This is a genomic window from Aerococcus sp. UMB7834 (assembly GCF_030215145.1).
GTDB lineage: Bacteria > Bacillota > Bacilli > Lactobacillales > Aerococcaceae > Aerococcus.
This window is the reverse complement of record NZ_JASOLI010000003.1, coordinates 47,013-68,604: the sequence shown is the minus strand read 5'-3', so window position 1 is coordinate 68,604 and position 21,592 is coordinate 47,013. Positions and strand designations below refer to the sequence as shown.

The window sequence follows — 21,592 nt, the reverse complement described above, 5'->3', positions numbered from 1 at the left end:
ATTTAACCATCCTTCCATAATTTCTGAGCCATCTCTTGGGCCCAGGAACGCATGCGTTCACCATCAGCTGCTGTCACTTCTTTAGCTTCAAGCGCCTGATCCAGCCTTTGCTTAAATTGTTCCAAATAATCGTCCCCATCACGATAGCGGTCTGCCAATTCATCTTCTGTAAAATAGGTCATCGATCCGTTGACATTGCCCACATTTTGGTCAATCTGAGACTCATCTGCTTGGGCATTAGCATGATAGTGGGCAATGGGAACATCCACATAGGGACTCCTCAAGCCGCCTTCAGCATTGCCATACTCGTCCCGGCAGACTTGCCCTTGGTCATCGCGGTCAATGACTTGACTGGCAGGTGCTTCCTGTCCCTCAATAGCCCAATCGTGGAGCCACTCTATGCAGCTGTTAACATAGTAGGCTAATTGAAGGTCGTTAACGGTATAGTGATATTCCCCATCCAGTATCTTGGGTGGATTCTTAGTCTTAGCGATTTCACTATTATCTGGAATCAAGGGTGAAGCCGGGTCGGTATGGGGTGAGCCAGCCAATTCATAGTGGCGGCTCATAGGATTCACAGTCTCTGTCTTAACTGTTGATGGTTTCATGGGACCGAATAAGTTAATATCCCCCTCTGAAGAAAGGTAGAGGACAGGCACTTGGCTAGGCTTGAATTGCTGCTCACGGACAGCAAACATTCTTTCCTCATCATCTTGTTGGTCTAAGGTTCGCATGACGCCGTAACCGGCCACACTGAGATAGCCATCAAAAAGAGGCTGGTCAAAGCCCTGGCTAAGACTATCTTCAAAATAATACAAGTAAGTGTTTAGATACATGGCCGATTGAGACTGGCCAGTGAGATAGAGTTCTTTAAGATCCAAAGCTTCAAGGAAGGGGGCCTGGTCCGATCGCATGCTCCAAGCTAATTGACTGATCATATCCCAGACCAAACCTTCTTCCGTTCCCGGAATGGACATCTGTTGGTTAACTGTAACTGGCTGAGGCGCAGCTTGGCGGCTAGCCCAGTTAATCTTCTCATAGCGCCCATAGTCAAAATTCTTTAGAGATAAGGCGTTAATAGGTTTGGAACTGATCCCAATATAGATATGCCCATTTTCCAAAATATGCTGGTAGCTCCGCCGCCAAATGTCCTCGATATCATAGCCGTTAGAGGCATTGTAGATATCCAAGTAGACCCGGCCAGAAAATTGGTCAGCCTGGATAGGTTTACGCACCATGATGCGGGTACAATAGTCCAGGTCCTGGTCTTTAAGGGCTAGGCCCTGGCCCAGGTCTTGGTAGACATTGGCTTGACCAGCCTGCAAGTACTCTTCTTCGACATAGCCATATGCTGACAAGTCCAGGGGCTCACGGGCGTAGGCCATGGACGAGAAGGGGTGGCTATCTGCTGTTACTGGCAGCGGGCCCTCCCAGTTGACTGGTCGCTTGACTGCTTCTTTTACGACCTTATTTACTGTTGTCATCACTCGACTCTCCTTTCACAGCTCCTAGAATTTCTCGGTATGAAATCAAACGAATGCCTTCATCTGCCATGAATTCTTTCATTTCAGGACGGCTAAAGACTAGGTAATCACCGATCCGTCCACCTTCATAGCGGTTGAGAGCCCGGGCTTCAGGCGTATCCCGCATGGGGTGGAAGGCGAAGTGGGTCAGTTGGCCCGGTTCAATGGCCTTGAGGATCTTTTGCGCTAACTTAAAGCGGTCATCGGGGTCATAAGTATGTTCCACCGGCATGCCCGAAATGCCATCCATCAGAGGGAAGCCTTCTGCCTGCCAGGTCTTCAGCTCTTCTTCTGGATAATTATCCGGCCCGATCATCTCTTCTAAGATGGGATTGTCCTCCCGGTGCCGGCAGATGACTGGCAGGATACCATGCTCATCATAGACATCGTGGTAGGGTTGAATGTATTTCTTATTCCACAAAGTCCCAGTATGGGTATCCACATGGGAAATGCTTAAACCCATAGCCTGGGCCAGCTGGACTTGGGCCTCAATCTCTACCGCAATTGCTGCCGGCTCGGCTGTCTCTTGGACCTTGTGCTTGTCCTGGACGAAGTAGCCTAGTTCATCGACGAAGCCTGAAGCAGGGTCCGAGGTCGACAAAGGCCGCCACTTATAGCCGCTGTACTCAGCGTTGAAGGCTAGATGAAGGCCCAGATCCCATTCCGGATGCTGGCTGGCCCGCTGAACGACTTCAGGGAACCAGGAACAAGGTACCATAGCTGAGCCCGAGGAGATGGTCCCCAGTGCCATCAAATCCTCGTAGGCATCGATCGAGGCCTGGGTAATCCCCACATCATCGGCGTGGACTACGACCAGCCTTTCATCGGCACTGTAGCCTAATTTTTCAATGATTGGATTCATTTTGACTGCTCCTTCTATATATTAAAACGCTTACATCTTCTTGTTAAAGATAGTTTAACATTATTGAGAAAGCATTCACATTACATGCTGTGACCTTATTGTGTACTTTTGTGACCTTGTTTGCGGTAGTGGCTTGGTGAACAGCCGACTTTTTGCTTGAAGATCCGGCTAAAGTACTGGCCATTCTTATAACCAATCAGGCTAGCCACTTCCGCTATGGACAATTTGGAGAAGCGGAGGAGCTGCTTGGCTTCATTTAGGCGCTTATCTTGAAGATAGTGGGAAGGTGACTGCCCCATCTCCTCTCGAAAGCACCGCGCTAAATACTCCCGGCTAGTGAATAGGTGCTCAGCTAGTCCCTGGATGCTAATGTCCTGGCTGTAGTAGCGGTCGATAAAGTTAACCGCCGCTTCCACTAGAGATGAGAGCTCCCTGCCCTTGATCTGACGCAGGTCAGAGCGAGCATATTCCATGGCCATCTCATCATGGAGGCGGATCAAGTCCTCTTCCTCGCTGGCTTTTTCAATGATAATGGCAAATTTCTCGGTGAGGTGATGAGACAAGGCAGCGTCAAGGCCTGCCCGCTCAGCTTCAAGAGCCATCATAGAATTATGGGAGAGCATGAGATTCTTGAGCGAACGTAAAGAAGACCCCTGGACCCGGTCTAAGAGACCTAAACGGCGATTATAAAAGAGCGGCCGCATCTCCCCTTGAGCAAGACTTTGAGCTGGTCTTGGTCAGCCTGGTGAATCGCTTCAAAGAAAAGTTCCCGCAGCCGGTGGGTCTTACGGATAAAGGCATCCTCTGCTAGTAAATATTGGTCTTTAGCCATGCTTACGCCTCCTTCACCTGTGAAGTATAAAACAAAAAGTCACAAAATGGAATGTTGACCCCTCCAATTACTGACCTATCTGCCCTCTTCTTGCTCCTTCTCAGCTTATATTAGACACAAAAAAAGCCACCCCAAATACATTAGGAGCAGCTCACTAATACTTAAATATAATCTTCAAGGCAGCTAACTAAGAACAAAACGAAAGCAGTAAGCAAGGCCCATAAGCCAACTTGAAACTTCTTACTACTTGCACCCACCTTTGGAAGCTCAGAATGGTCTACTTCGGCTTCTATTTTCGGAAGCTTAGCTTGCTTAGGACTCGGGAGGGGCTCTTCCTCCTGGTCTCCCTGATCAAGTGGTCGCGACCAGATCACCGACCGCCGTGGCACAAGTGGGGCCTTGTCCGGTTGGGCTAATTCCAAATCATCGCTTGGCTCGCTAGCTGGTGGCTCTGCTGTGGGTGCTTCAGGTGCCTGAGTGGGAGGCAGGTCATCTTCCTGGCTCTCCTCCTCTTGGGGAACGAAGCCCGCCTCTTCTTCCATAGAGGGTCGGTCCATTTCTAAGCTTGGAAAATCTTCCGGCCGTCCTTGGTCAGCCGCTTGGTCTTCCACTTCCTCTGCAAATACCGTGGGCAAAGCTGTTAATAGGACCAAAAAGCCGCTTACTAGCGCTCGTTTTATCGCAGACATCCTGTCACTCCCTTTCATGATTCTACTATAGCAAAGTCACTTTAACAGCAGGTAAAGACGGCTTGACAATTTTATTAATAAAAGGCTTTCTTTGTTACCAAACTGTCATTTATGAGATATAGCTGTTAAAAAAGCAGGGATTCTCCCAGTTACTGAGAAAATCCCTGCTTGGATATAGGCTATTTTGCTTATTAATAGAGCACACCAGCTAGAATCAAGGTCACAATTAAGGCCAAGAGGAAGCCCCCGTTGCTGACAATGAAAGCTTGCTTGAAGCCATGCTTGAAATCTAAACCTGAGATACTATTGAAGGCAATGACCGCCCCAGATTGGGGAACAACAGTCAGTACGCCCCCACCGATAACAACTACCCGGTGGATTACAGCTGCTGGAATACCCATTTCTAAATAAGGTTGGGCAAATTGGGAAACTACTGTACCGATTGCACCGGAAGCGGCCATTACCCCAGATAGGAGGGCCGTAATGACACCCAGGGTCACTAAGGCAGGTCCTGGCATATTGACCAAGGCCTCTTGGACCACCGCAAAAGTTGGTGCACTGGTCAAGACAGCCCCAAAAGCAACCGCTGAAGCGGCCCCAAAGGAGGAACCGACTGCCCCAGATGCCCCTTTGTTGAGGACATCTTTTTGGTCTGGCAGATACTTGCGGAAGAGGAAGGCGCAGCAGAGGATGGCTACTGTTAAGGCAATTAAGATAATATTAGGCACCTTACTGAAGACCAGGATAAGGACAATCAGGAGAAGAAGGGGCAGGATACTTACCATAAAGCCTGGCTTCTCTTGGTCACTCACCGCCTCTTGGTCTTCTTTTGGAACTGGCTTACCATCGAGGTAGCTGTAGAAGTTTTCCCCTTTCTTTATACTCTTATCTAATTCGTGTTTCATATACCAGAGCCCAAATATCAGGATCGTAATGGTCGCTGCAATCCCTAAGAGTGGAGCAGCTGTCAGAGTCGTGCCGAGTTCTGTTGTGGGGATGGCATTCTGAACAGAAGGTGTCCCCGGGATCATTGACATGGTATAGGTCCCCGCCCCGAGGAAGAGAGGGATAGAGACCAATTCCCAGTTAATATCTAACTTCTTAAAGATAGGCCGAGCTAGAGGGATCAGCGTGAAGAAGACCACGAAGATTGAAATCCCACCGAAAGTTAGGACACTACCGATAATTGTTAAAGCGATAAGAACGCGGAAGGGGCTATCCGTCCCAATCTTCTCTAAGAGGACTTCCGCAATCCGCTGGGTGGCTCCAGAACGGTCCATGTATTGGCCGAGCATGGCCCCCAGTAAAAAGATAGCAAAATTCTTAATCAAGAAGCCTGCTAGACCTGCCATATAGGAATTTTCTGATCCTGTTAAGGCCTCAAAGAAGTTCATCTGATTGCAGACGATTACGATGATAGCTGCTAGAGGGGCAGCGACCACAATATTGAGTCCCTTAAAGGAGAGGTAAATAATTGCCATTATGGCTAAGGCCAGGCCTAAAATACCAACGATTTCCATTATTCATCTTCCTTCTATTGTTTGAAATGTTATCAGTGCTAAGAAAATACCAGCAAGCCGGCTGAAGGCCGGCCACTGCTGGTTTCTTGGGTGGACTTGGGTTCGTCTTGGCAACTTTCATGTCACTTCACAAGTCTCCGGCGCAGTCTTGCAGACTGCTCTGGCGACTTGCTCCAGTGAATGAAAGTTAACCGCCAAGCCTCTCACCCTTTTATTAGTTGGGTTCGTCTTGGCAACTTTCATGTCACTTCACAAGTCTCCGGCGCAGTCTTACAGACTGCTCTGGCGACTTGCTCCAGTGAATGAAAGTTAACCGCCAAGCCTCACACCCTTTTATTCAGCTGCGTTTTCTCCGGCGAGTTTGCCGAAGACGAAGATGTCGGCGAGGGCATTGCCGCCTAGGCGGTTACCGGCGTGGACGCCGCCTGCAACTTCCCCTGCAGCATAGAGGCCTTGGATGGCTTGGCCTTCTGTGTTGAGGACGCGCGTTTGAGCGTCAATCTTAAGCCCGCCCATGGTATGGTGGGTTGCAGGGCTTCTTGGGGTAGCATAGAATGGTGGCACAATGACTTTATGGTTGAAGGCACCTTTTTGGAATTCTTCATCATAGCCTTGGTCCACATAGGAGTTGTAGTCTTCAATCGTCTTCACGAAGACTTCATGATCGATGTCTAGTTGCTTAGCCAAGTCTTCCAGGGTATCCGCCTTGAAGCAGGCGCCTTTCTTAACATCATTAGCCAATTGTTCATCAGTTGAGTTGAAACGTGTCTTGGCAATCTCAGCATCCGAGATATTATAGATCACGCCACCTTGGTCAAAGAGCGCCTTAGCTAGAACGTCACGGGAGGCATATTCGTCAACGAAGCGTTTCCCTTCTTTATTCACGAAGATAAAGTCTGATGGTGGGCAGTCGATCCCGCTGAAGATATTACCTGTAATAGGGTCAGCTGACGGCATTAATTGAACAAAGCCCATGCCAACAACATCTGCGCCGACTTCTTGACCCATTTCAATTCCATCACCCGTTAAGGCTGGTGAGTTGGTGGTTGGGATGCTTTCTGGTAGGTTGCCCCAGTAGTTATCATACTTCTTAATCATTTCGATATTGGCACCGAAGCCACCTGTAGCAATGACAACCCCCTTATTCACATGGATCGTAACTTTTTGGTCATAGCGGCCTGTCGCTTGAATCCCAACGATCTTACCATCTTCTACGATGAAGCGGTCAGCCTTGGTGTCGGTCATAATTTCGCCACCATGTTCTTCGATATAAGTGGTCAATGGATCAATATATCCGAAGCCTTCAGAGGCTTGAGGTTCCCGGGCCCGACGCCAGAGTGCGCCAACAGGTTCGGCTACCATATGTTCGTCAAAAGAAACACCTTTCTCTTTGAGCCAGTCAATGGTTGGCAGGGCATTCTTCGTCAGATAGTGGATCAATTCGATATCGGAATGGATTTCATTACCGTCTAGGTCCATCCGTTTCCCGCCAATATAAGTTTGGATGGTATGGAGGTGGATGGAATCAAAGAGATAGCTCTTACCTTCATCAAGATCCTTGAAGTATTGGTCGAGTTCTTCTTTGAGAGCGCGGAAATCTTCCCGGTATTCTTCTGCAATCTCCTCTTCAGGAGTGTTATAGATCTTCTCTAGGGTAGCACGTTCGCCGTGGATCGCCTTGAATTGATGTTGCCATTCAGGGTCGGCTGCATTAATTTGTCCCCCTGTCCGGACCGTATTCCCACCGATAACAGGGAATTTCTCAAGAACTAAGGCAGAGGCTCCCTTGTCTAAGGCAGCTACTGCTGCTGCTAAGCCAGCCCCACCAGAACCGATAACCGCTACATCCACTGTTTTTTCAATCGGATCGAGTTGCATGCTTTCGCTAACTTTAGGCCGTTTCTTCAAGATTTCTGGGTCAGAGCCGGCTTGGTAAACCGCATCCGCTACCCCGTCAACCACGCCGTTAGAGGTAACAGAAGCCCCAGAGACGACGTCCACATTCAAGGTTTGCCCATCGATAATTTCTTCTGGTAGACGAGTGAAGACCAGGTCAGCAATCCCTTCTGTTTCGCCTTCCGTATCGATATCAATGGCTTCAATCCGGTCCTCTGAGAAGGTCACCACCATAGGCAAGTCGCCGTTATGGCCCACTGCGGAAACATGGTAGTCCCCTGGCTTGAAGCTCACTTCTTCGGGTTGGTTTAAGATCTCAGCCACTTCAGTGAAACGTTTGAACTTACGGAAGCAGGATGACAAGAATTGAACCGTGCGTTTGTCTTTTAATTTTCCGTCTTCATCGAAGGCTTCGTGGGCCCGTCCCAGTAAGAATTCATTCCCTGGCATAACAATCGCATTTACCCCAGGTGCATCTAAGATCTGGCGGAGGTGTAATTGTGAGCGTGAAGAGCCTTGTACACTGTAAGAAGCCCCGACAATCATAACAGGCTTGCCATCTAGAGGATGGATCTTATAAGACAACCATTCAATCACACTCTTCAAGGCTGAAGGAATGGAGTGGTTATGCTCTGGGGTTGCAATAATGACCCCATCTGCCGCTTCAATCTTCTCTTTGAGTTCTTGGATAGGCGCGGCATCGGTCTGGTCCTTGGTCTCATTAAACATGGGCACCCGGTCGATATCCAAGACCTCGATCGTATCTTCTTCATAGTAATCGGCCATGAATTCGAGCAACATCCGGTTATAGGAGAACTCGGCATTGGTCCCGACAATTCCAACAAATTTCATTGCTTATCTCCTCCCTAGTCTACAATATCTTTCCAAGAAAAGCTTTCTTTCTTAGCCCGACGTGTCTTCTGTTCACTCGTTAACTTCTGGGTAATATCCACAAAGTGTAGGAATTCTTCGAAGACATCTTCTAATTCTGTCACTTTGTCTTCATACACTAGCTTCCCTTCACTGTCAAAAGCATCCCCAGAACGTCCCAGCAAGAATTCTGAACTAGGCATCACGCGTGCTTGGATTTCTGGTGCATCCAGGATTTGGCGCAGGTGAGCTTGGGCACGGGAAGAACCGAGCGAGCCGAGAGAAGCACCGGTAATCATAACAGGCTTATCAATTAAGGGTTGGACACTGTAAGAGAACCATTCTAATACGCTCTTCAAGGCTGCGGTAATCGAGTGGTCATATTCTGGTGTTGAAATAATCACTCCGTCTGCTGCCTCAATCTTATCCGCTAAGTCTTGGATAGGAGCAGGTGCTGTCTTATCCTTAGGTTCGTTAAAGGCAGGACAGTCGGCAATTTCTAGAACTTCAATCTCAGCTTGGTCGCTGAAATGCTTGGCCATAAACTGTAACAACTTTCGATTTGTGGACCGGTCGGAATTGGTCCCTACAATCGCTGCAAGCTTCATTCGAATAACCTCCATTTTTTAGTCATAGATTCACCTTCAGATTACCATTAATAGATCCCTATGTGAAAAGTTAAGCAATAATCAAGGAAGCGCTTTTCTCTTCATTTTCTCATTCCTCTAGCTTAATCTCCTGCAAATTCTCACTTCCTGGCTAAATCCTATCTCCCTATCCCTATCCTAAAAGTTTGTGAAAAGGCTAATATCAAAGTTTATTGTTTCTGAGCATGCTATGATGAAATTTTAATTTAATATGCTTGGGATTTTTCAGGATAAAAACATTCTTTGTATATCATTTACTAGTTAGAGTCATGAGCAAACGCATAATGTTCTCACAAGTACCTTCAAGATTTCTCTCGGTCTCGATCAAGGCAGTCTCTAAAGAACTTGGTTCCTGGCCAATAGCAAAGAGCGCCTGGACCCCTTCATCATAGAGGGCCTGCGCCCCTGGTCCGATTCGGCCAGCTAGGGCAATCACTGGGACGCCAGCCGCCCGTCCGATCTGAGCCACGCCCTGGGGTGTCTTACCGAAGACACTTTGACCATCTAAGGAGCCTTCGCCCGTCAAGAGATAGTCGGCATCTTGGCAATGATAGGCGAGCTGGCTTTCGGCAATGACTAGGTCAATACCGGACTGGATCTGGGCGCCAAGAAAGGCCTTTAAGCCAGCTCCCAGGCCCCCAGCGGCGCCGCCTCCTGGGTAGTGGGCCATGTCCCAGTCGAGGCTCAAGTCTCTCATCGCACAGGCAGCGAGCTGGTTCAGATGGCGGTCAAGGGCTGCTACCATGGTAGGATCTGCCCCCTTCTGCGGACCAAAAATCGCCGCTGCCCCCTGGTCCCCCACTAAGGGATTGGTCACATCGGAAGCGACCAGAATTTCTGTATGCTTGAGCCGGGGATCCAAATGACTGAGGTCAATCTGAGCAAGATCGGCTAAAGCCCCGCCACCCCATCCAATCGACTGCCCCTGGTCATCGAGGAAGCGGCCACCAAGGGCCATGGCCATCCCCACGCCAGCATCATTGGTCGCGCTACCGCCAATCCCTAAGATAATTTTATGGCAAGCTGCATCCAGGGCTGCTTGGATCAATTCACCCGTGCCATAAGTTGTTGTGTGCCAGGGATTGCGTTCAGCTCGCCCTAACAGTTCCAAACCTGAAGCGGCTGCCATTTCAATTACAGCTGTCTCCCCGTCCGCCAGACGCCCCCATGCTGCCTGGACTTTTTGCCTAGCTTGGGGGCCAGTTACCCAGGACCTCTCCAAGCTCCCTCCGCGGGCCGCTAAGAGAGCCTGAACCGTTCCTTCACCCCCATCCGCCATGGGGAGGGCCTGGATTTTTGCTTCTGGGCAGGCGCGATGAATTCCAGCTGCCATCGCCTGACAGACTTCTTGGGCTGTTAAGGCCTCCTTAAAGGAATCAGGTGCAAGAATAATTTTCATATCATTACCTCCTATAGTCAGTCTATGGTATCCTAATTATAAAAGCCCTTACATTATATTTCGAGTCCTAAGCCCTAGATTGGAGGCCTATACCATGTTTATTTCTAGTTTTGGCGCCTTAGCTGCCCTCCTTATCGCTCTCTTGCTCATCCTCAAAAAACTCCCTGCCCCCTATGCCCTCATGGTCGGTGCCTTAGTTGGTGCCCTCTTAGGGGGTGCTAGTCTGAGCCAGGCTATAACAACAATGGTCGATGGTGCTTCCTCCATGATGAGCGCCATCCTCCGTATCCTAGCCTCGGGTGTACTGGTGGGCTGTCTCGTTCAGACCGGCTCTGCCCATCGCATTGCTCAGGCTATTGTCAAAGGCCTCGGGCAAAAACGTGCGCTAGCTGCCCTAATCCTCGCTAGCCTCTTAATTTGTAGCATCGGCGTTTTCATTGACATCACTGTGATTACTGTCGCCCCCATTGCCTTAGCCATCTGCCAGCAGAGCCAGATCAGCAGAGAAGCCACCCTCCTCGCCATGATCGGCGGGGGCAAGGCCGGAAACCTCATCTCCCCCAACCCTAACACCTTGGCTGTTGCGGCTAGCTTCGATGTGGACCTTAGCCGGCTCATCCTACAAAATCTCATTCCTACCCTAGTGGCTGGCCTAGTAACCCTCCTCTTAGCTCAAAGCCTCAACCGCAAGCGCGAAAAGTCAAGTCTTCCCACTGAGCAAGCTTCTGAGCCAGAAGCCACCGCTAAACAGGGAGGACAGACCTCTGAAAACCCTAATAGCGACCAAGGTCCGACCTTACTGGCTGCCCTCCTCGGCCCCCTCACAGTGGTGGTTTTATTGGCCCTGCGCCCCTTGGCCGGTTTCAGCATTGATCCGATCCTTGCCCTGCCCCTAGGTGGACTGGTCACTTTATTGGCCTGCCGACAAGGTCAACAGCTTATTAGCTACTGTCAATTTGGTCTGGACCAAGTCAAAGACGTTTGCTTGCTCTTGATTGGGACTGGGACTGTCGCTGGCATTATCACCGCTTCCCAGCTCCAAAGCGATCTCAGTCAGCTCCTCCAATACCTCCAATTGCCAGCCTTTCTCCTCGCCCCCTTATCTGGTCTCTTCATGGGAGCTGCTACAGCCTCAACCACGGCAGGGGCCAGCATCGCCAGCCAAAGCTTTGCTCCTAGTCTGATTGCCGCTCAAGTTTCTCCTCTGCCAGCCGGTGCTATGCTCCATGCTGGGGCTACCGTCTTGGACTCTCTCCCCCACGGTTCTTTCTTCCATGCGACAGCCGGTAGTGTCCATCTGAACTTCCGCCAACGAATGACCCTCATCCGCTACGAAGCTACTATCGGAGCCAGCGCCACTCTACTTGCCATCCTAGCCTACCTCATAACCACTTAGGGTGTGAGGGAGCACGGCTAGGAGTGGACCTCTGGAGCAAAGAGCCATAGAAGGCTGCAAGCCTTCGAAGAATCTTTGTGAAGAGGAGCCACTTCTGCGCGACCGAACCCGACTATAGGGTGCGAGCAAGAGCACTTAGCTTTCGAGAGCCCTGAAAGCAAATAGCAACTGCCGATTTGTGCTCAAAAACTCTGAGCACAGCTAGCAGATAACCCCACCACAATTTGATCAGTCACATTAAAAATAAAAAACGTATCCCCAGTTTCCGCTTGGGCTAGTTCCTAGGTCTCCAAGCACTGGAAGGATACGTTTTTTTATTTTAGTCTGCTTTAGCCTGGCGAAGTTTTTCTTCGAGGACCTGGGCTTTCGGATCGAAGTCAGCTAATTGGAGATAATAGGCTGCACTGCTATAAAGGGCCTGGGCTGGGGCTAGGCCGATAAGCTCTGTTTCAAGTACAGCCACCCCATAGCGGGCTGCTTCCATGCGGACCGTTTCTAGGATCCGATAGAGGGACAGGCTGTCCAAGTCCAAGATATTCATGGAGACTTGAACCAAGTCGCGGTCAGTTAGGGCCATACCCAAAGCCTGACAGGCAGGAAAGCCGCCACTCGAACCTCGGACTTTTTTGGCAATAGCCTTAGCCACTTCCAAACGATCCGTGGCTAGGTTCACGTTGAAAGCGACCATAGCTGGACGCGCACCCACAGCAGTCATCCCTGCGCTAGGATGTGGGGCTTGGGGTCCGTAGTCTACCTGCCAAGCCGAATCAGCAAGTTTATCAGCCAAGCCTTCGAAGCCGCCCCGGCGGATATCAGCCACCCGGTGGCGGGAAGGCTGGCTAGCTGCCTCTCCATAGAGCATCACTGGCAAGTCAAAGTCAGCTGCTAGACGCTCAGCCAGGGCTTCGGCCATCCGACACGCCTGGTCCATAGTGGTCTGGCCCAGGGGAATGAAGGGACAAACATCCAAGGCTCCCATGCGCGGGTGCTCACCCTGGTGCTGGGTGAGATCAATCTTCTCCACTGCGACAGTCGTCATCTTGATCAGTGCTTCGATCAATTGGGGGCCCGTCCCCATTAAGGTAAAGACGGACCGGTGGTGGTCAACGTCAGCTGAATAATCGAGCAGGACTACCCCCGCTACTGACCTGGCCTCTTGAGCGAGGGCCTCCACCACTTCCTGGTCACGCCCCTCAGAAAAATTTGGCACCGCTTCAAACAAGTCTCCCATAATCTGCCACCCTTTCTTGTGATTTCCCTCACTTTACCATAAAGCGATGGAAAAAGCTGGCTGGGAGCTTCAAAGCTTAGCCAAGATCATTCACTGCATGTTTTAAGGGGTTGACTGCAAGCTGATAAGCTTTACCTTTAGTGGGAGCAAGTGCAAGCCAGCCTAACTCAATGCGCAATTAAGGCTATTGACTGCAGGCCATCATCATTCACTGCATATTTAGGAGCTTTTACTGCAGGCAATGATCATTCACTGCAATTTTAAGCTCTTTGACTGCAAATGGCTCAACCAAGAAACTCCCCTATTCCGCCATGGTCCGGGTTAATTTCAGGGTATAAATATCCGCAAAATTGAAGGTAATAATAAAAAGCATGCAGAAACTGATATTGAACATGGCATCAAAGAGTAAACGTTGCCAGTTGCCCGTTGGATTCTGCAGGAGAAGGTCACACATGACTTGAAAGCCGATAACCACCACACTTCCCAGGCCCAGGTAGAGGGTACCTGCTTTCTTGCGGATGATTTGATTGCTCTTAATCATCATATAAACATCCGTCACTACAATAAAAACCGAGGTCATGATGGGGAAGACATAACCAATCCAGGACGCTTCTAAAGCTTGGACCTGGTGGAGGTAGCTGAGACCGCAAGAAAGGGCAGCCAGTAAGAAGAGAGCTAGGGTAAGGGCTAGGGCGCGGTTGAGGTCATTCTTTTTCACGCGTCTCCCTCCCCATGAAAGATTTCTGCTAGAACACGGATATCGGCGGCATCACTCCCGCAGCATCCGCCAATCAAGCGGCAGCCTAACTGACGCCAGCTTTCCGCTTCTTCCTTAAAGAGCGTTTTGAAGTCAACCATGTCCCCGGTAAATTCTTTGATCACAGGATCATAGGCACCAAAGCCATTGGGATAGGCTAGAAGGGGCTTGCTGGCTGTTTGGCTGACTTTTTCTAGGTAAGGACGAACCAGGTCAGGTTTTACGCAGTTGGTCCCATAAGCAATAATTTGAGGGTGGGCCTCGAGTTTCTTCTGCAAGTCAGCATAGGGATGTCCATCCCCTAAATGATAGGGATCCGATAAGGTGCTTGAGAAATAGGCTTTAAGGTCAGGATATTCTCGCAACAAGTCGAGGAGGACCAAGGACTCGCGATAGTTCGGAATAGTTTCAATAGCTAGCAGGTCTACCCCCTCTTCCTCAAAAATATCGAAGCGCTCTTTGTGGTGGGCATAATACTCGTCATCCGGCTGGTCATAGGCCCCTGTATATTCGGATAAGTTCGAATATTGGACCCCGTAGCAGGAAACCCCACCAGCAATAAATTTTGCCTGCTTGCCTGTCGATACTTCACGCGCTTTCCGAGCGATTTGGCAGGCCAAACGCAAATAATCCTGGCTCTCCTCAACAGTAAAACCCATGTCCTTAAAGATCCATGATGAGCAGAAATAGGTATTGGTCACCACCACATTGGCGCCAGCATCAAAGAACTTACGGTGGGCCTCGCCGACCAGCTTAGGCGCAGCGACTAGGCCAATCGCATTCCAGATCGGGTTGGACATGGTAAGTCCTTCCTCTTCAAGGGCAGTTGACATCCCGCCATCCAAAATCACAACATCCTCTTGTGCTAAAAATTCTTCAAAATTCATCAGTCTCTCCTCCTTAGTAGCGGTCACGAATCTGTGTAAATAGATCGATTAAGTAAAGTCCAGATATCTTAAAGGCCACGATAAATAAGGCACAAAAGCTCAGATTATACATGGCATCAAAAAAGATAAAATGTCCCACAGAGATGGTAACTGTCAGCATCATGTCGTAAAAAACTTGGAAACTTAAAACATACAAGCCAGAGATAATCAAATACAGCAGACCCGCTGCCCTGACTTGGATATGGTTCATGTGGGTCATGATCTGGTAGTCCGTCCACAAAACAAAAGCCGTCATCACTAGTGCCAGGCAATTAAAGAGAAAAAGATTATCTAAAACAGCATCGGCCCCGCGAAAAAATATTGTGATAAAAGTCAGCAGACTCAAGAGATAAGGTATACTGGTCTTAATCAGAGCCGGACCCAACCAAGCTGGATCCAAGGCATAGCTTCGTTTCATTGTGTTCCCCTTTCTTATAGAACCCATTCCACCTCTAAATGAATCGGGCTGGCTTTGTCGACTAAGCGATAGATGGGATTATAGGCTTGGGCCTGGCGAATCTTTTGATTGATGATTGCAGGATCACCATCTGCATAGTAGAAAAGCTTGATGGTAATAGCAGTTAGATCGCTCGGCTCTTGATAGCCTCGTACAGGAATTAATCTTAGAGGGTTGGTCAATTGCGCATGAACCAAGCCCTCAATCTCATCTAATTCAATACCCTCTTCTTTCAATTCACGAATTGTTGTTAGGATAACGGATGACAATAAACTCGATAAGAAATAAGACACGCTTGAGAAGCCTTCAAATTCATTATCAAAAGAAACCACTTGCTCGGCTTCTAGAGCCTTACGATCGGTGTATAACTTGACTTCTTTCAAGTCCGGACAGGTCCCACGCATACTTAGTTCAAAAACGCTCGCTTCATCTACTCTTCTATTCATCATATTCAGCTCGCAATTCACCTTTTACTTCTTTTAGTCTAGCCAATTTAGCTTCAATGTGACTGAAATCATTGACAGGCTTCTTGGCAAAAGTCGCAAAGCCACAATCTGGATTGAGTGCAATCTGCTGGGCAGGTAAATACTGACGAACTTCCGCCACCCGGTCTTTAATAGTCGCTTTATCTTCTACTTCATCCTGGCGGGGGTTCATGACCCCCAAGCCCAGAGTCGCTTGCTTAAAGAGTTCAGGATCTGCAAACAAGGAGTCAATCTCTCCTGCCCGGTCCGTTGAATATTCCAGATAGTAGATATCGGCCTGAACCGTCTTAAAGAGGTCCAGAAGCGGGGTATAGGAGCCAGACAAGAGAATGCTTTCGTCCCGGCTCCAATTACCCCGGCAGACATGGAGACCCAGCCGGGACTGGCTCCGGTCAACCGTCTCAAAGACGCGCGTAAGCAGCATCTTAGCGAACTCCAACTCCTCAGTAGGGTCCTTCTTCTCCGATAACGAGGCACACATAAATGTTCGGGTATGACCAGGAGAGAAAACGACTTCTGTCAAGACAGGTTCATCAAATTGAATCACGTCTACCCCCACGGCTTGCAGGTCAGCAATCTCTTCAGCGAAAACCTGGATCACATCCTCTGCCAAATCTTCCTTACTGGCATAATAGCGGTCAGATAGGCCTTTCAGCCACATGGACCGGGTGACCAGATAAGGGCCTGGGAGGGTAATTTTCTTCTTACAATCTGTTAAGCGATGGAGCGCCTCCAACTCTTCTCCGACCATGCTGTGCTTACGTTTAACCTTCCCAACACAAATGGCGTTCTTAATACTATTACTTGGAACATCCAAGACTTCTAGCATATCTTCGTAAGCCTTCTTATCCTCAATGTAGGGAAGCATGTCACTCATGGAGAGCATCTCCACCCCTTCTAGGGCCTCAGCAATGAAGGAGACATAGTTATCCCGTCCAAGTTCTCCGCTAGTGATATAGTCCACATCATATTGTTCTTGTAAGGCGACGACTTTTGCCGTCTCCTGCTGGATTAATTGCTGATAGTCTGCCTGAGAGACCCTTTCCTTAGCCAGATCCCGCCAAGCTTTTAGAATTTCCTTGCTACGAGGCATTGACCCCATTAAAGAAATCTCGTACATCTACACACCCTTCCTTTCTAATAAAAAAGGCTCAGGCCCTGCTGCCTAAGCCTCTTTTCATTCCGCTTATCCTTTACTTATCAAAGAAGTTCATATAATCGACAGCCTGACGAATTTCTTCAAAGTTGCTGGTACGGCCTGGTAACCATTCCTTGAGCCCTTCTAAGTCAAGGATTTCTTTATCTCTTTCCTTGCTATAGTCCATAGTGGCTAGAACGTCAGAGAAGGCTTGTAAGTCTTCATCCGCAACCTCTTCGTGGGCGGTAAAGATGCAGTGGTCGAAGGAAGGCGTTTGACCAACAACTTCTAATTGGCTGCCATCCACGGTCCCATCCTTAACCCAGGCTTCAAAGTTAGGCGCAATCGCGAAACCTGCAATATTTTCTCCTGCTTCAACGGATTTAATGGCATCTAATTCGCCGCCTGTGTGGTCGCCGTCCAGTCCAACACCAATATCATAGCGAACTTCTTCATAGTCCTGGCCAAATTCCAAACCGTTTTCTCGTAGGTATTGGATAGGAATTAAGCGAGCTTGGGGTGAATCGATAGCACCAAAGGCAACTTTTTTGCCCTTTAGATCAGCTACAGACTCAATGCCGGATCCCTTCTTGGTAACCAATACGGTATGTAAATCGCGATCGGTATCCCGCATTAAGCCATATTTGACTTTGCCATCTGTCCGTAATTCCGCTTCACGATTAGCGAGAGGTGAATTCCAAGCCACATCAATTTCTTTTTTCACGAGGTCATCAATTTGGTGACGGTAGTCATCGTAAAAAACTGGCTCAATCAAGATGCCTTGGTTCTTGTCTTCGATGAACTGACGGATCATATCCCAAATTACTGTAATCTTAGGGTCGTAAATTACGGCGCCAACTTTTAATGTTTTTGTCATTTTATCTACCTCCATAGGTCTTTGTTTACGTGGGCTGCATTCTTCTTAGCTTTAAGGAATATCTTGGCCAGTTAGGACGCTACCGATCCATTGGTGCAGGATATCCACACTTGGTGCCATGACTTGGCCAGCCAGGGCGTCGGCTAGGTAGCGTGAGAAGTTGCGATATTGGCTGTAAGCTCGGCCCCCACCAATCAACATGCCTAAACGTCCAGACTCAATCACATTCTCAATGGCAATCACGCGGGCTGATAGGATCTTGGCTAGGGCATCTTCATCGCCGTTACGGGCAGCAAGTCCGGCTGCTTGGCAGGCACTAACGCCAGCATTGGCATAGTTATAGATGCGAGAAATATGCCGTTTAATGGTATCCACTTCGGCTAGAGTTGAACCATCAGGATAAGTCCGGTCGGTCGCATGCATGATGGCTTCATTAGAGATGGCCACATTTAAGCCGGAATAAACGGCCGCCAAACCTTCAACGAATAATGGAGCTACCAAGGTCAGAATCTGTTCCATCCCAGACCCTGCTTCCCCAGTCCGGTAATCATCACTTAAGTGCAAGTCTTCAAAGTACATAGGACAAGAAACATTGGCTTTCAAACCGATCCCATTCCAATAGTCCATTTTGAAAGAAACTCCATCAGCGTCTAGAGGCACAATAAAGTTATCGGTATCTGCCTTGCCTTCGCCGGTTTTCGCAATCACCATATAGTAGGAAGCATAGGTCGCTGAAGTAACCATACTCTTGCCCCCGTTGATCACCCAGTCGTCGCCCTCTTTTTGAGCCCGGGTCTTGTCAGGATAGTAGAAGTTAACTCCTGACCCTGATTCGGAATAAGCGAGGGCCAGCACTTTACCTTCTTCTAAGACCTCTTTGACAATTTTTTCCTTCATTTCATCTTTAGCTGCATTCAAGACCACGTTCAAGGCCACATTATGCATCATGTAGGTCAGTCCGATAGTGGCTGATTCGGTCGCAAAGGCCCGGATTACTTCGGCGTGGTCATAGATATCGCCACCCCAGCCACCAAGTTCTTCTGGAATAATCAATTTCAAGTAGCCGGCCTCGATTAAATGATCATAAACCTGGCTTGGAAACTCTTTTTTATCTTCAATCTCATCCGCATAAGGTGCAATGTGTTCTTTCGCAAATGCGAGTGCTTTCTTGTAATAATCTGTCATTATTTTTGCCTTCTTTCTAATCATCGACTCTTTACACTGCTTACCTGTCAGAATAGAAGACTGAGTTTGTGAATTTGCTTGTCTAGGCACGTCAAAAAAGCCCATCTTTGTGATGCGCTTGAGTGCCTATTGCTACTTATTTGATTCTCCTGAGCTTTAATCAATGGGGCCCTTCCGACCTAGTGCGCTCGTGCCTAGCCACTGGTTAAAACCCAGGAAAGTTAAATAAGCCTTGCCTGAACCAAGCAATAGCCAGTGCACTCAGCGCTTCAATTGTCCGCCATGTAATTGCATGTAAACTACCATCCTTCCAACTTTATCCTGCTATCTAGAAGTCAAATCCCTCCTTTACAAGTTTTGTTAGCGCTATTATAACATCTGTAATCGACTCCTTCAATCACTCACAGAAGTTCAAATAATAGAAGTTTATTCCTATCACTTTTCTTTTTTTCTGGAAGGCAGAAAAGACACAAAGATTGTTTAAATTTTTGGGGAAAATCAAGTGATTTATTTAGGGCCAATGGTTATGAGAGGGATAGATAAAACAGGTCATTCTTTACAAAAACAATCTGTATCAAAAATGTACTTCAAAAAAGCCTGGCAGCCTTGGAATAGCTTTTATTCCAAGACTGCCAGGCTTAAATACTTTTTTTACTTACCCTATAGTTGAATTCGCTGTGTCAACCCACAATCGGAAGCTTTGATTGAGTGTTGGGGATTTAACCAAGATTAAATCATTAAGGCCTAAACGCAAGGCTCACACCCTTATCTAGTCGGGTTCGAGGATGCAGAAAGGGCTCCTCTTCGCAAAATGCCATCGAAGGCTTGCAGCCTTCTCTAGCATTTTACTCCAAAGGTCTATTTCTCCCGCTAGCCCTCACACTCTTAATCGTCATCATCGTCCCAGTCGTCGTCATCCCAATCGTCATCGTCCCAATCATCATCATAGGAGGGCTGGGGTGCTGGGGCGGGTGCCCGGTATGGGGCTGGTTGGGGTGCTGGAGCTGGCGCGCTCGGCGCTGCTGGTTGCTGGGGCCGCTGAGCAGGTTGGTTTGGTCTCGCTTCGGGCTGGGAAGATGGCCTTGGATTTGCGCCTTGGTCATCCTTGTCTCCAGAATTTTCCTCTTTCTTAGCTTCTTCTTTTTTCTTCTCCTCTTCCTCCTTCTTCTTCTCTTCTTTACGCTTGGCTTCTTCTTCCTCTTTCTTGCGCTGGTCTTCGTTGACCACATGGATGTAGTCGCCATGGCCCTTCAGCCGGTCTTTCTTCTCTTGGTCGGACAAGTCACGACTTTCCTCGCGCGTCCATATATTAAGGCCATAGTGGTCGATCAGGTAGTCGGCCAGGGACTGACCCTTGTCTTTGGCTGCTTGGTATTCGCTGTTTTCAGCTTGGAGGAAGATCAGGTCCCCATCATAGCCGTTCGCTTCATAATAGTCGCGGATCTGCTGGCGGACTTGGTCGGCCTGGTCTTTAGGAAGGCCTGTGCTCGCAACCACCATGTTCTGGTCATCCGCCACTTTCACTTGGCCGAGCAACTGGTCGATCTCATCCTTGAGCTCCTCACCGATATACTTGGCGCCTGCTTGTTCCTTACCACTAGCATCCGTCAGGGCTTGGATGCTGCCCTTGTTGTTGATCTCTAGCTGGATGCTCGGGTTCCGTCCTAGGCCGAGGATCTCATTTTCCTGGTTCCAATTGCTGGCTACTGTCGCCACACCCACCACTAGGAGGGCCATGGCTGCCACTAGAACGCCCGTCAGCCAAGGCATCTTCTTAGGCTTAGAACGGGCCTTCAGAGGGACTGGGGCCTTAGCAGCTGATTTCTGGTAGCGGTCTTCTTCTGTAATATAGACCTGCTGGCCCACTTCAAGACCATCCTTTAAACAAATGCGGAGGACTTCCCCCGACCGCGACATGGCCAAGGCATAGTCACTCGCTATTTCTAAAATTACGACTTTATCATACATCCGGCTCACCCCCTAATCCAATCTAATAAGGCCCGGTATTCCTTCACGAAGATCACAATTACCGAAATAATAAAGGTCTTGGACCCCTTGATCACCTTCTCTGTCACATCAAAGGTCCGACTCATCTTGCGGATGGGCAAGCGCTTCTTAGTGAAGAGGTGGTCGGTAATGACCCGCTTCTTACTGGAAGCTTCAGAAATATCAATGGCCCGCTCTCGGGTATCCCGGTGCTTGGGCGATTCATCTGCTAACTGTTCCAATGTAATCTCAAAATCTGCTAGGTCTTCCTTCCAGGCCTCAATCTCGACCTTCATATCCGTCTGCGCTGCCGGCCGCTCGTCCACTGGGTCAAATCCTAATTCCTGCAAGTCGTCCAAGGAAACATCCTGCTGGTCCTTGCCCTCTCCCTTAAGATGAGTCAGGACCCGGCTCTTAATCACCAGTTTACAGAAGGCTAAAAAGTGCCCCCGGTCTTCATCATAACGTGAAATTGCCTCATCGAAAGCCATCAAAGCCACATTCAAGGCATCATCATTACCGACTTCCACATAGCGTCCCGTTATTTCAGATACGGTCTTAATAATAAAACCAAAATGTTCTTGAATGAGCGCGTTTCGCTCCTCTCGCGTCTCCATCACTTATCCCCTCATTCCTCCATAATCAGAGCCTCCAGCCCTTAAGACAAGATACAAGGCCCCGACAAATTTTAGGGCCTATTTTGCCCTACTATAGCAAAAAAGACAGGCAGAAGCGACTGAAAAGAGTATTTTTTCTATAAAGGCGACCAAAATAAAATCTTTTTTTGAAAAAGGCCCCTAAATTTTTAAGCAGCCTTGTATTGTATAGCAGGAGGGCAAAACTAGTCCTTAAATTTACTTGATGAAAAATCTTTTAAAAAAAGGCCCTAAATTTTTGCCCCTGCTTGTATTGTATA

The 21,592-nt window shown here is 48.6% G+C and carries 20 protein-coding genes; 1 reads left to right on the top strand and 19 read right to left on the bottom strand.

Translation table 11 applies throughout. The annotated features are described in order from the left end of the window. Window positions 1–2 precede the first annotated feature (2 nt). From QP339_RS03050 to QP339_RS03010, 9 genes are all read right to left on the bottom strand, one after another. On the bottom strand, window positions 3–1,484 hold the full coding sequence (locus tag QP339_RS03050) for an alpha/beta hydrolase domain-containing protein (RefSeq protein WP_284910369.1): 1,482 nt from the start codon (window positions 1,482–1,484) through the stop codon (window positions 3–5). Then, a complete protein-coding gene (locus QP339_RS03045) occupies window positions 1,468–2,385 on the bottom strand; it encodes a ChbG/HpnK family deacetylase (protein WP_284910368.1) in 918 nt (305 codons plus the stop codon). Before QP339_RS03045 ends, QP339_RS03050 begins: the two co-directional genes overlap by 17 nt. Window positions 2,386–2,480: 95 nt before the next feature. Beyond that, entirely contained in the window at window positions 2,481–3,089 is a 609-nt protein-coding gene (locus tag QP339_RS03040) for a helix-turn-helix transcriptional regulator (RefSeq protein ID WP_284910367.1), read from the bottom strand. After that, window positions 3,059–3,217, bottom strand: coding sequence for a hypothetical protein (locus QP339_RS03035; protein ID WP_284910366.1), 159 nt, complete (start codon window positions 3,215–3,217; stop codon window positions 3,059–3,061). Before QP339_RS03035 ends, QP339_RS03040 begins: the two co-directional genes overlap by 31 nt. Window positions 3,218–3,378: 161 nt before the next feature. After that, window positions 3,379–3,906: a hypothetical protein gene (locus QP339_RS03030; protein WP_284910365.1), complete on the bottom strand. Its 528-nt coding sequence runs from the start codon at window positions 3,904–3,906 to the stop codon at window positions 3,379–3,381. A 191-nt stretch (window positions 3,907–4,097) separates the two neighbouring features. Further along, window positions 4,098–5,426, bottom strand: a complete 1,329-nt coding sequence (locus QP339_RS03025) for a GntP family permease (RefSeq protein ID WP_284910364.1) — start codon at window positions 5,424–5,426, stop codon at window positions 4,098–4,100. A 333-nt stretch (window positions 5,427–5,759) separates the two neighbouring features. Continuing rightward, window positions 5,760–8,174 carry a flavocytochrome c gene (locus QP339_RS03020; RefSeq protein ID WP_284910363.1) on the bottom strand — a complete coding sequence of 805 codons (2,415 nt, stop codon included), beginning with the start codon at window positions 8,172–8,174 and terminating at the stop codon, window positions 5,760–5,762. 14 nt (window positions 8,175–8,188) lie between these two features. Next, entirely contained in the window at window positions 8,189–8,800 is a 612-nt protein-coding gene (locus QP339_RS03015) for an NADPH-dependent FMN reductase (RefSeq protein ID WP_070620494.1), read from the bottom strand. A gap of 289 nt (window positions 8,801–9,089) precedes the next feature. Further along, a complete protein-coding gene (locus QP339_RS03010; RefSeq protein ID WP_284910362.1) occupies window positions 9,090–10,238 on the bottom strand; it encodes a glycerate kinase in 1,149 nt (382 codons plus the stop codon). 94 nt (window positions 10,239–10,332) lie between these two features. Between QP339_RS03010 and QP339_RS03005 the strand changes: the two genes are divergently transcribed. Then, window positions 10,333–11,634, top strand: a complete 1,302-nt coding sequence (locus QP339_RS03005) for a GntP family permease (RefSeq protein ID WP_284910361.1) — start codon at window positions 10,333–10,335, stop codon at window positions 11,632–11,634. Window positions 11,635–11,953: 319 nt separating this feature from the next. On the opposite strand, the gene ftcD is transcribed toward QP339_RS03005, so the two are convergent. The 10 genes from ftcD to QP339_RS02955 all read right to left on the bottom strand — a co-directional run bounded on the left by ftcD (window position 11,954) and on the right by QP339_RS02955 (window position 21,296). Beyond that, the gene (ftcD, locus tag QP339_RS03000) at window positions 11,954–12,865 is read right to left on the bottom strand and encodes a glutamate formimidoyltransferase (protein WP_284910360.1); all 912 of its coding nucleotides are present in this window, start codon (window positions 12,863–12,865) and stop codon (window positions 11,954–11,956) included. A gap of 301 nt (window positions 12,866–13,166) precedes the next feature. Next, complete coding sequence (locus QP339_RS02995; RefSeq protein ID WP_284910359.1) at window positions 13,167–13,583, bottom strand: hypothetical protein; 417 nt, start codon at window positions 13,581–13,583, stop codon at window positions 13,167–13,169. Next, window positions 13,580–14,509: a homocysteine S-methyltransferase gene (mmuM, locus tag QP339_RS02990; RefSeq protein ID WP_284910358.1), complete on the bottom strand. Its 930-nt coding sequence runs from the start codon at window positions 14,507–14,509 to the stop codon at window positions 13,580–13,582. The genes QP339_RS02995 and mmuM overlap by 4 nt, the downstream gene beginning before the upstream one ends. Window positions 14,510–14,522: 13 nt before the next feature. Beyond that, complete coding sequence (locus QP339_RS02985; RefSeq protein WP_284910357.1) at window positions 14,523–14,966, bottom strand: hypothetical protein; 444 nt, start codon at window positions 14,964–14,966, stop codon at window positions 14,523–14,525. A gap of 14 nt (window positions 14,967–14,980) precedes the next feature. Next, a complete protein-coding gene (locus QP339_RS02980) occupies window positions 14,981–15,454 on the bottom strand; it encodes an OsmC family protein (protein ID WP_284910356.1) in 474 nt (157 codons plus the stop codon). After that, window positions 15,444–16,610 (bottom strand): cobalamin-independent methionine synthase II family protein, encoded by a 1,167-nt coding sequence (locus QP339_RS02975; protein ID WP_284910355.1) that lies wholly within the window; start codon window positions 16,608–16,610, stop codon window positions 15,444–15,446. Before QP339_RS02975 ends, QP339_RS02980 begins: the two co-directional genes overlap by 11 nt. Window positions 16,611–16,683: 73 nt before the next feature. Beyond that, window positions 16,684–17,505 carry a phosphate/phosphite/phosphonate ABC transporter substrate-binding protein gene (locus QP339_RS02970; RefSeq protein WP_284910354.1) on the bottom strand — a complete coding sequence of 274 codons (822 nt, stop codon included), beginning with the start codon at window positions 17,503–17,505 and terminating at the stop codon, window positions 16,684–16,686. A gap of 51 nt (window positions 17,506–17,556) precedes the next feature. After that, entirely contained in the window at window positions 17,557–18,690 is a 1,134-nt protein-coding gene (locus QP339_RS02965; protein ID WP_284910353.1) for an acyl-CoA dehydrogenase family protein, read from the bottom strand. A gap of 885 nt (window positions 18,691–19,575) precedes the next feature. Further along, window positions 19,576–20,658, bottom strand: a complete 1,083-nt coding sequence (locus tag QP339_RS02960; RefSeq protein ID WP_284910352.1) for an anti-sigma factor domain-containing protein — start codon at window positions 20,656–20,658, stop codon at window positions 19,576–19,578. A gap of 5 nt (window positions 20,659–20,663) precedes the next feature. Next, complete coding sequence (locus QP339_RS02955; protein WP_284910351.1) at window positions 20,664–21,296, bottom strand: hypothetical protein; 633 nt, start codon at window positions 21,294–21,296, stop codon at window positions 20,664–20,666. Between the last annotated feature and the right edge of the window lie 296 nt (window positions 21,297–21,592).

Excerpts from the sequence above, each read along its gene's own strand:
- QP339_RS03005 (WP_284910361.1), top strand. The coding sequence starts at position 10,333 with ATGTTTATTTCTAGTTTTGGCGCCTTAGCTGCCCTCCTTATCGCTCTC.
- QP339_RS03020 (WP_284910363.1), bottom strand. The coding sequence starts at position 8,174 with ATGAAATTTGTTGGAATTGTCGGGACCAATGCCGAGTTCTCCTATAAC.
- QP339_RS03035 (WP_284910366.1), bottom strand. The coding sequence starts at position 3,217 with ATGGCTAAAGACCAATATTTACTAGCAGAGGATGCCTTTATCCGTAAG.
- QP339_RS02960 (WP_284910352.1), bottom strand. The coding sequence starts at position 20,658 with ATGTATGATAAAGTCGTAATTTTAGAAATAGCGAGTGACTATGCCTTG.
- QP339_RS03010 (WP_284910362.1), bottom strand. The coding sequence starts at position 10,238 with ATGAAAATTATTCTTGCACCTGATTCCTTTAAGGAGGCCTTAACAGCC.
- QP339_RS02970 (WP_284910354.1), bottom strand. The coding sequence starts at position 17,505 with ATGACAAAAACATTAAAAGTTGGCGCCGTAATTTACGACCCTAAGATT.
- QP339_RS03015 (WP_070620494.1), bottom strand. The coding sequence starts at position 8,800 with ATGAAGCTTGCAGCGATTGTAGGGACCAATTCCGACCGGTCCACAAAT.
- QP339_RS03050 (WP_284910369.1), bottom strand. The coding sequence starts at position 1,484 with ATGACAACAGTAAATAAGGTCGTAAAAGAAGCAGTCAAGCGACCAGTC.
- QP339_RS03045 (WP_284910368.1), bottom strand. The coding sequence starts at position 2,385 with ATGAATCCAATCATTGAAAAATTAGGCTACAGTGCCGATGAAAGGCTG.
- QP339_RS03040 (WP_284910367.1), bottom strand. The coding sequence starts at position 3,089 with ATGCGGCCGCTCTTTTATAATCGCCGTTTAGGTCTCTTAGACCGGGTC.
- QP339_RS02965 (WP_284910353.1), bottom strand. The coding sequence starts at position 18,690 with ATGACAGATTATTACAAGAAAGCACTCGCATTTGCGAAAGAACACATT.
- QP339_RS03030 (WP_284910365.1), bottom strand. The coding sequence starts at position 3,906 with ATGTCTGCGATAAAACGAGCGCTAGTAAGCGGCTTTTTGGTCCTATTA.
- QP339_RS02980 (WP_284910356.1), bottom strand. The coding sequence starts at position 15,454 with ATGATGAATAGAAGAGTAGATGAAGCGAGCGTTTTTGAACTAAGTATG.
- QP339_RS02985 (WP_284910357.1), bottom strand. The coding sequence starts at position 14,966 with ATGAAACGAAGCTATGCCTTGGATCCAGCTTGGTTGGGTCCGGCTCTG.
- QP339_RS02975 (WP_284910355.1), bottom strand. The coding sequence starts at position 16,610 with ATGTACGAGATTTCTTTAATGGGGTCAATGCCTCGTAGCAAGGAAATT.
- QP339_RS03025 (WP_284910364.1), bottom strand. The coding sequence starts at position 5,426 with ATGGAAATCGTTGGTATTTTAGGCCTGGCCTTAGCCATAATGGCAATT.
- ftcD (WP_284910360.1), bottom strand. The coding sequence starts at position 12,865 with ATGGGAGACTTGTTTGAAGCGGTGCCAAATTTTTCTGAGGGGCGTGAC.
- mmuM (WP_284910358.1), bottom strand. The coding sequence starts at position 14,509 with ATGAATTTTGAAGAATTTTTAGCACAAGAGGATGTTGTGATTTTGGAT.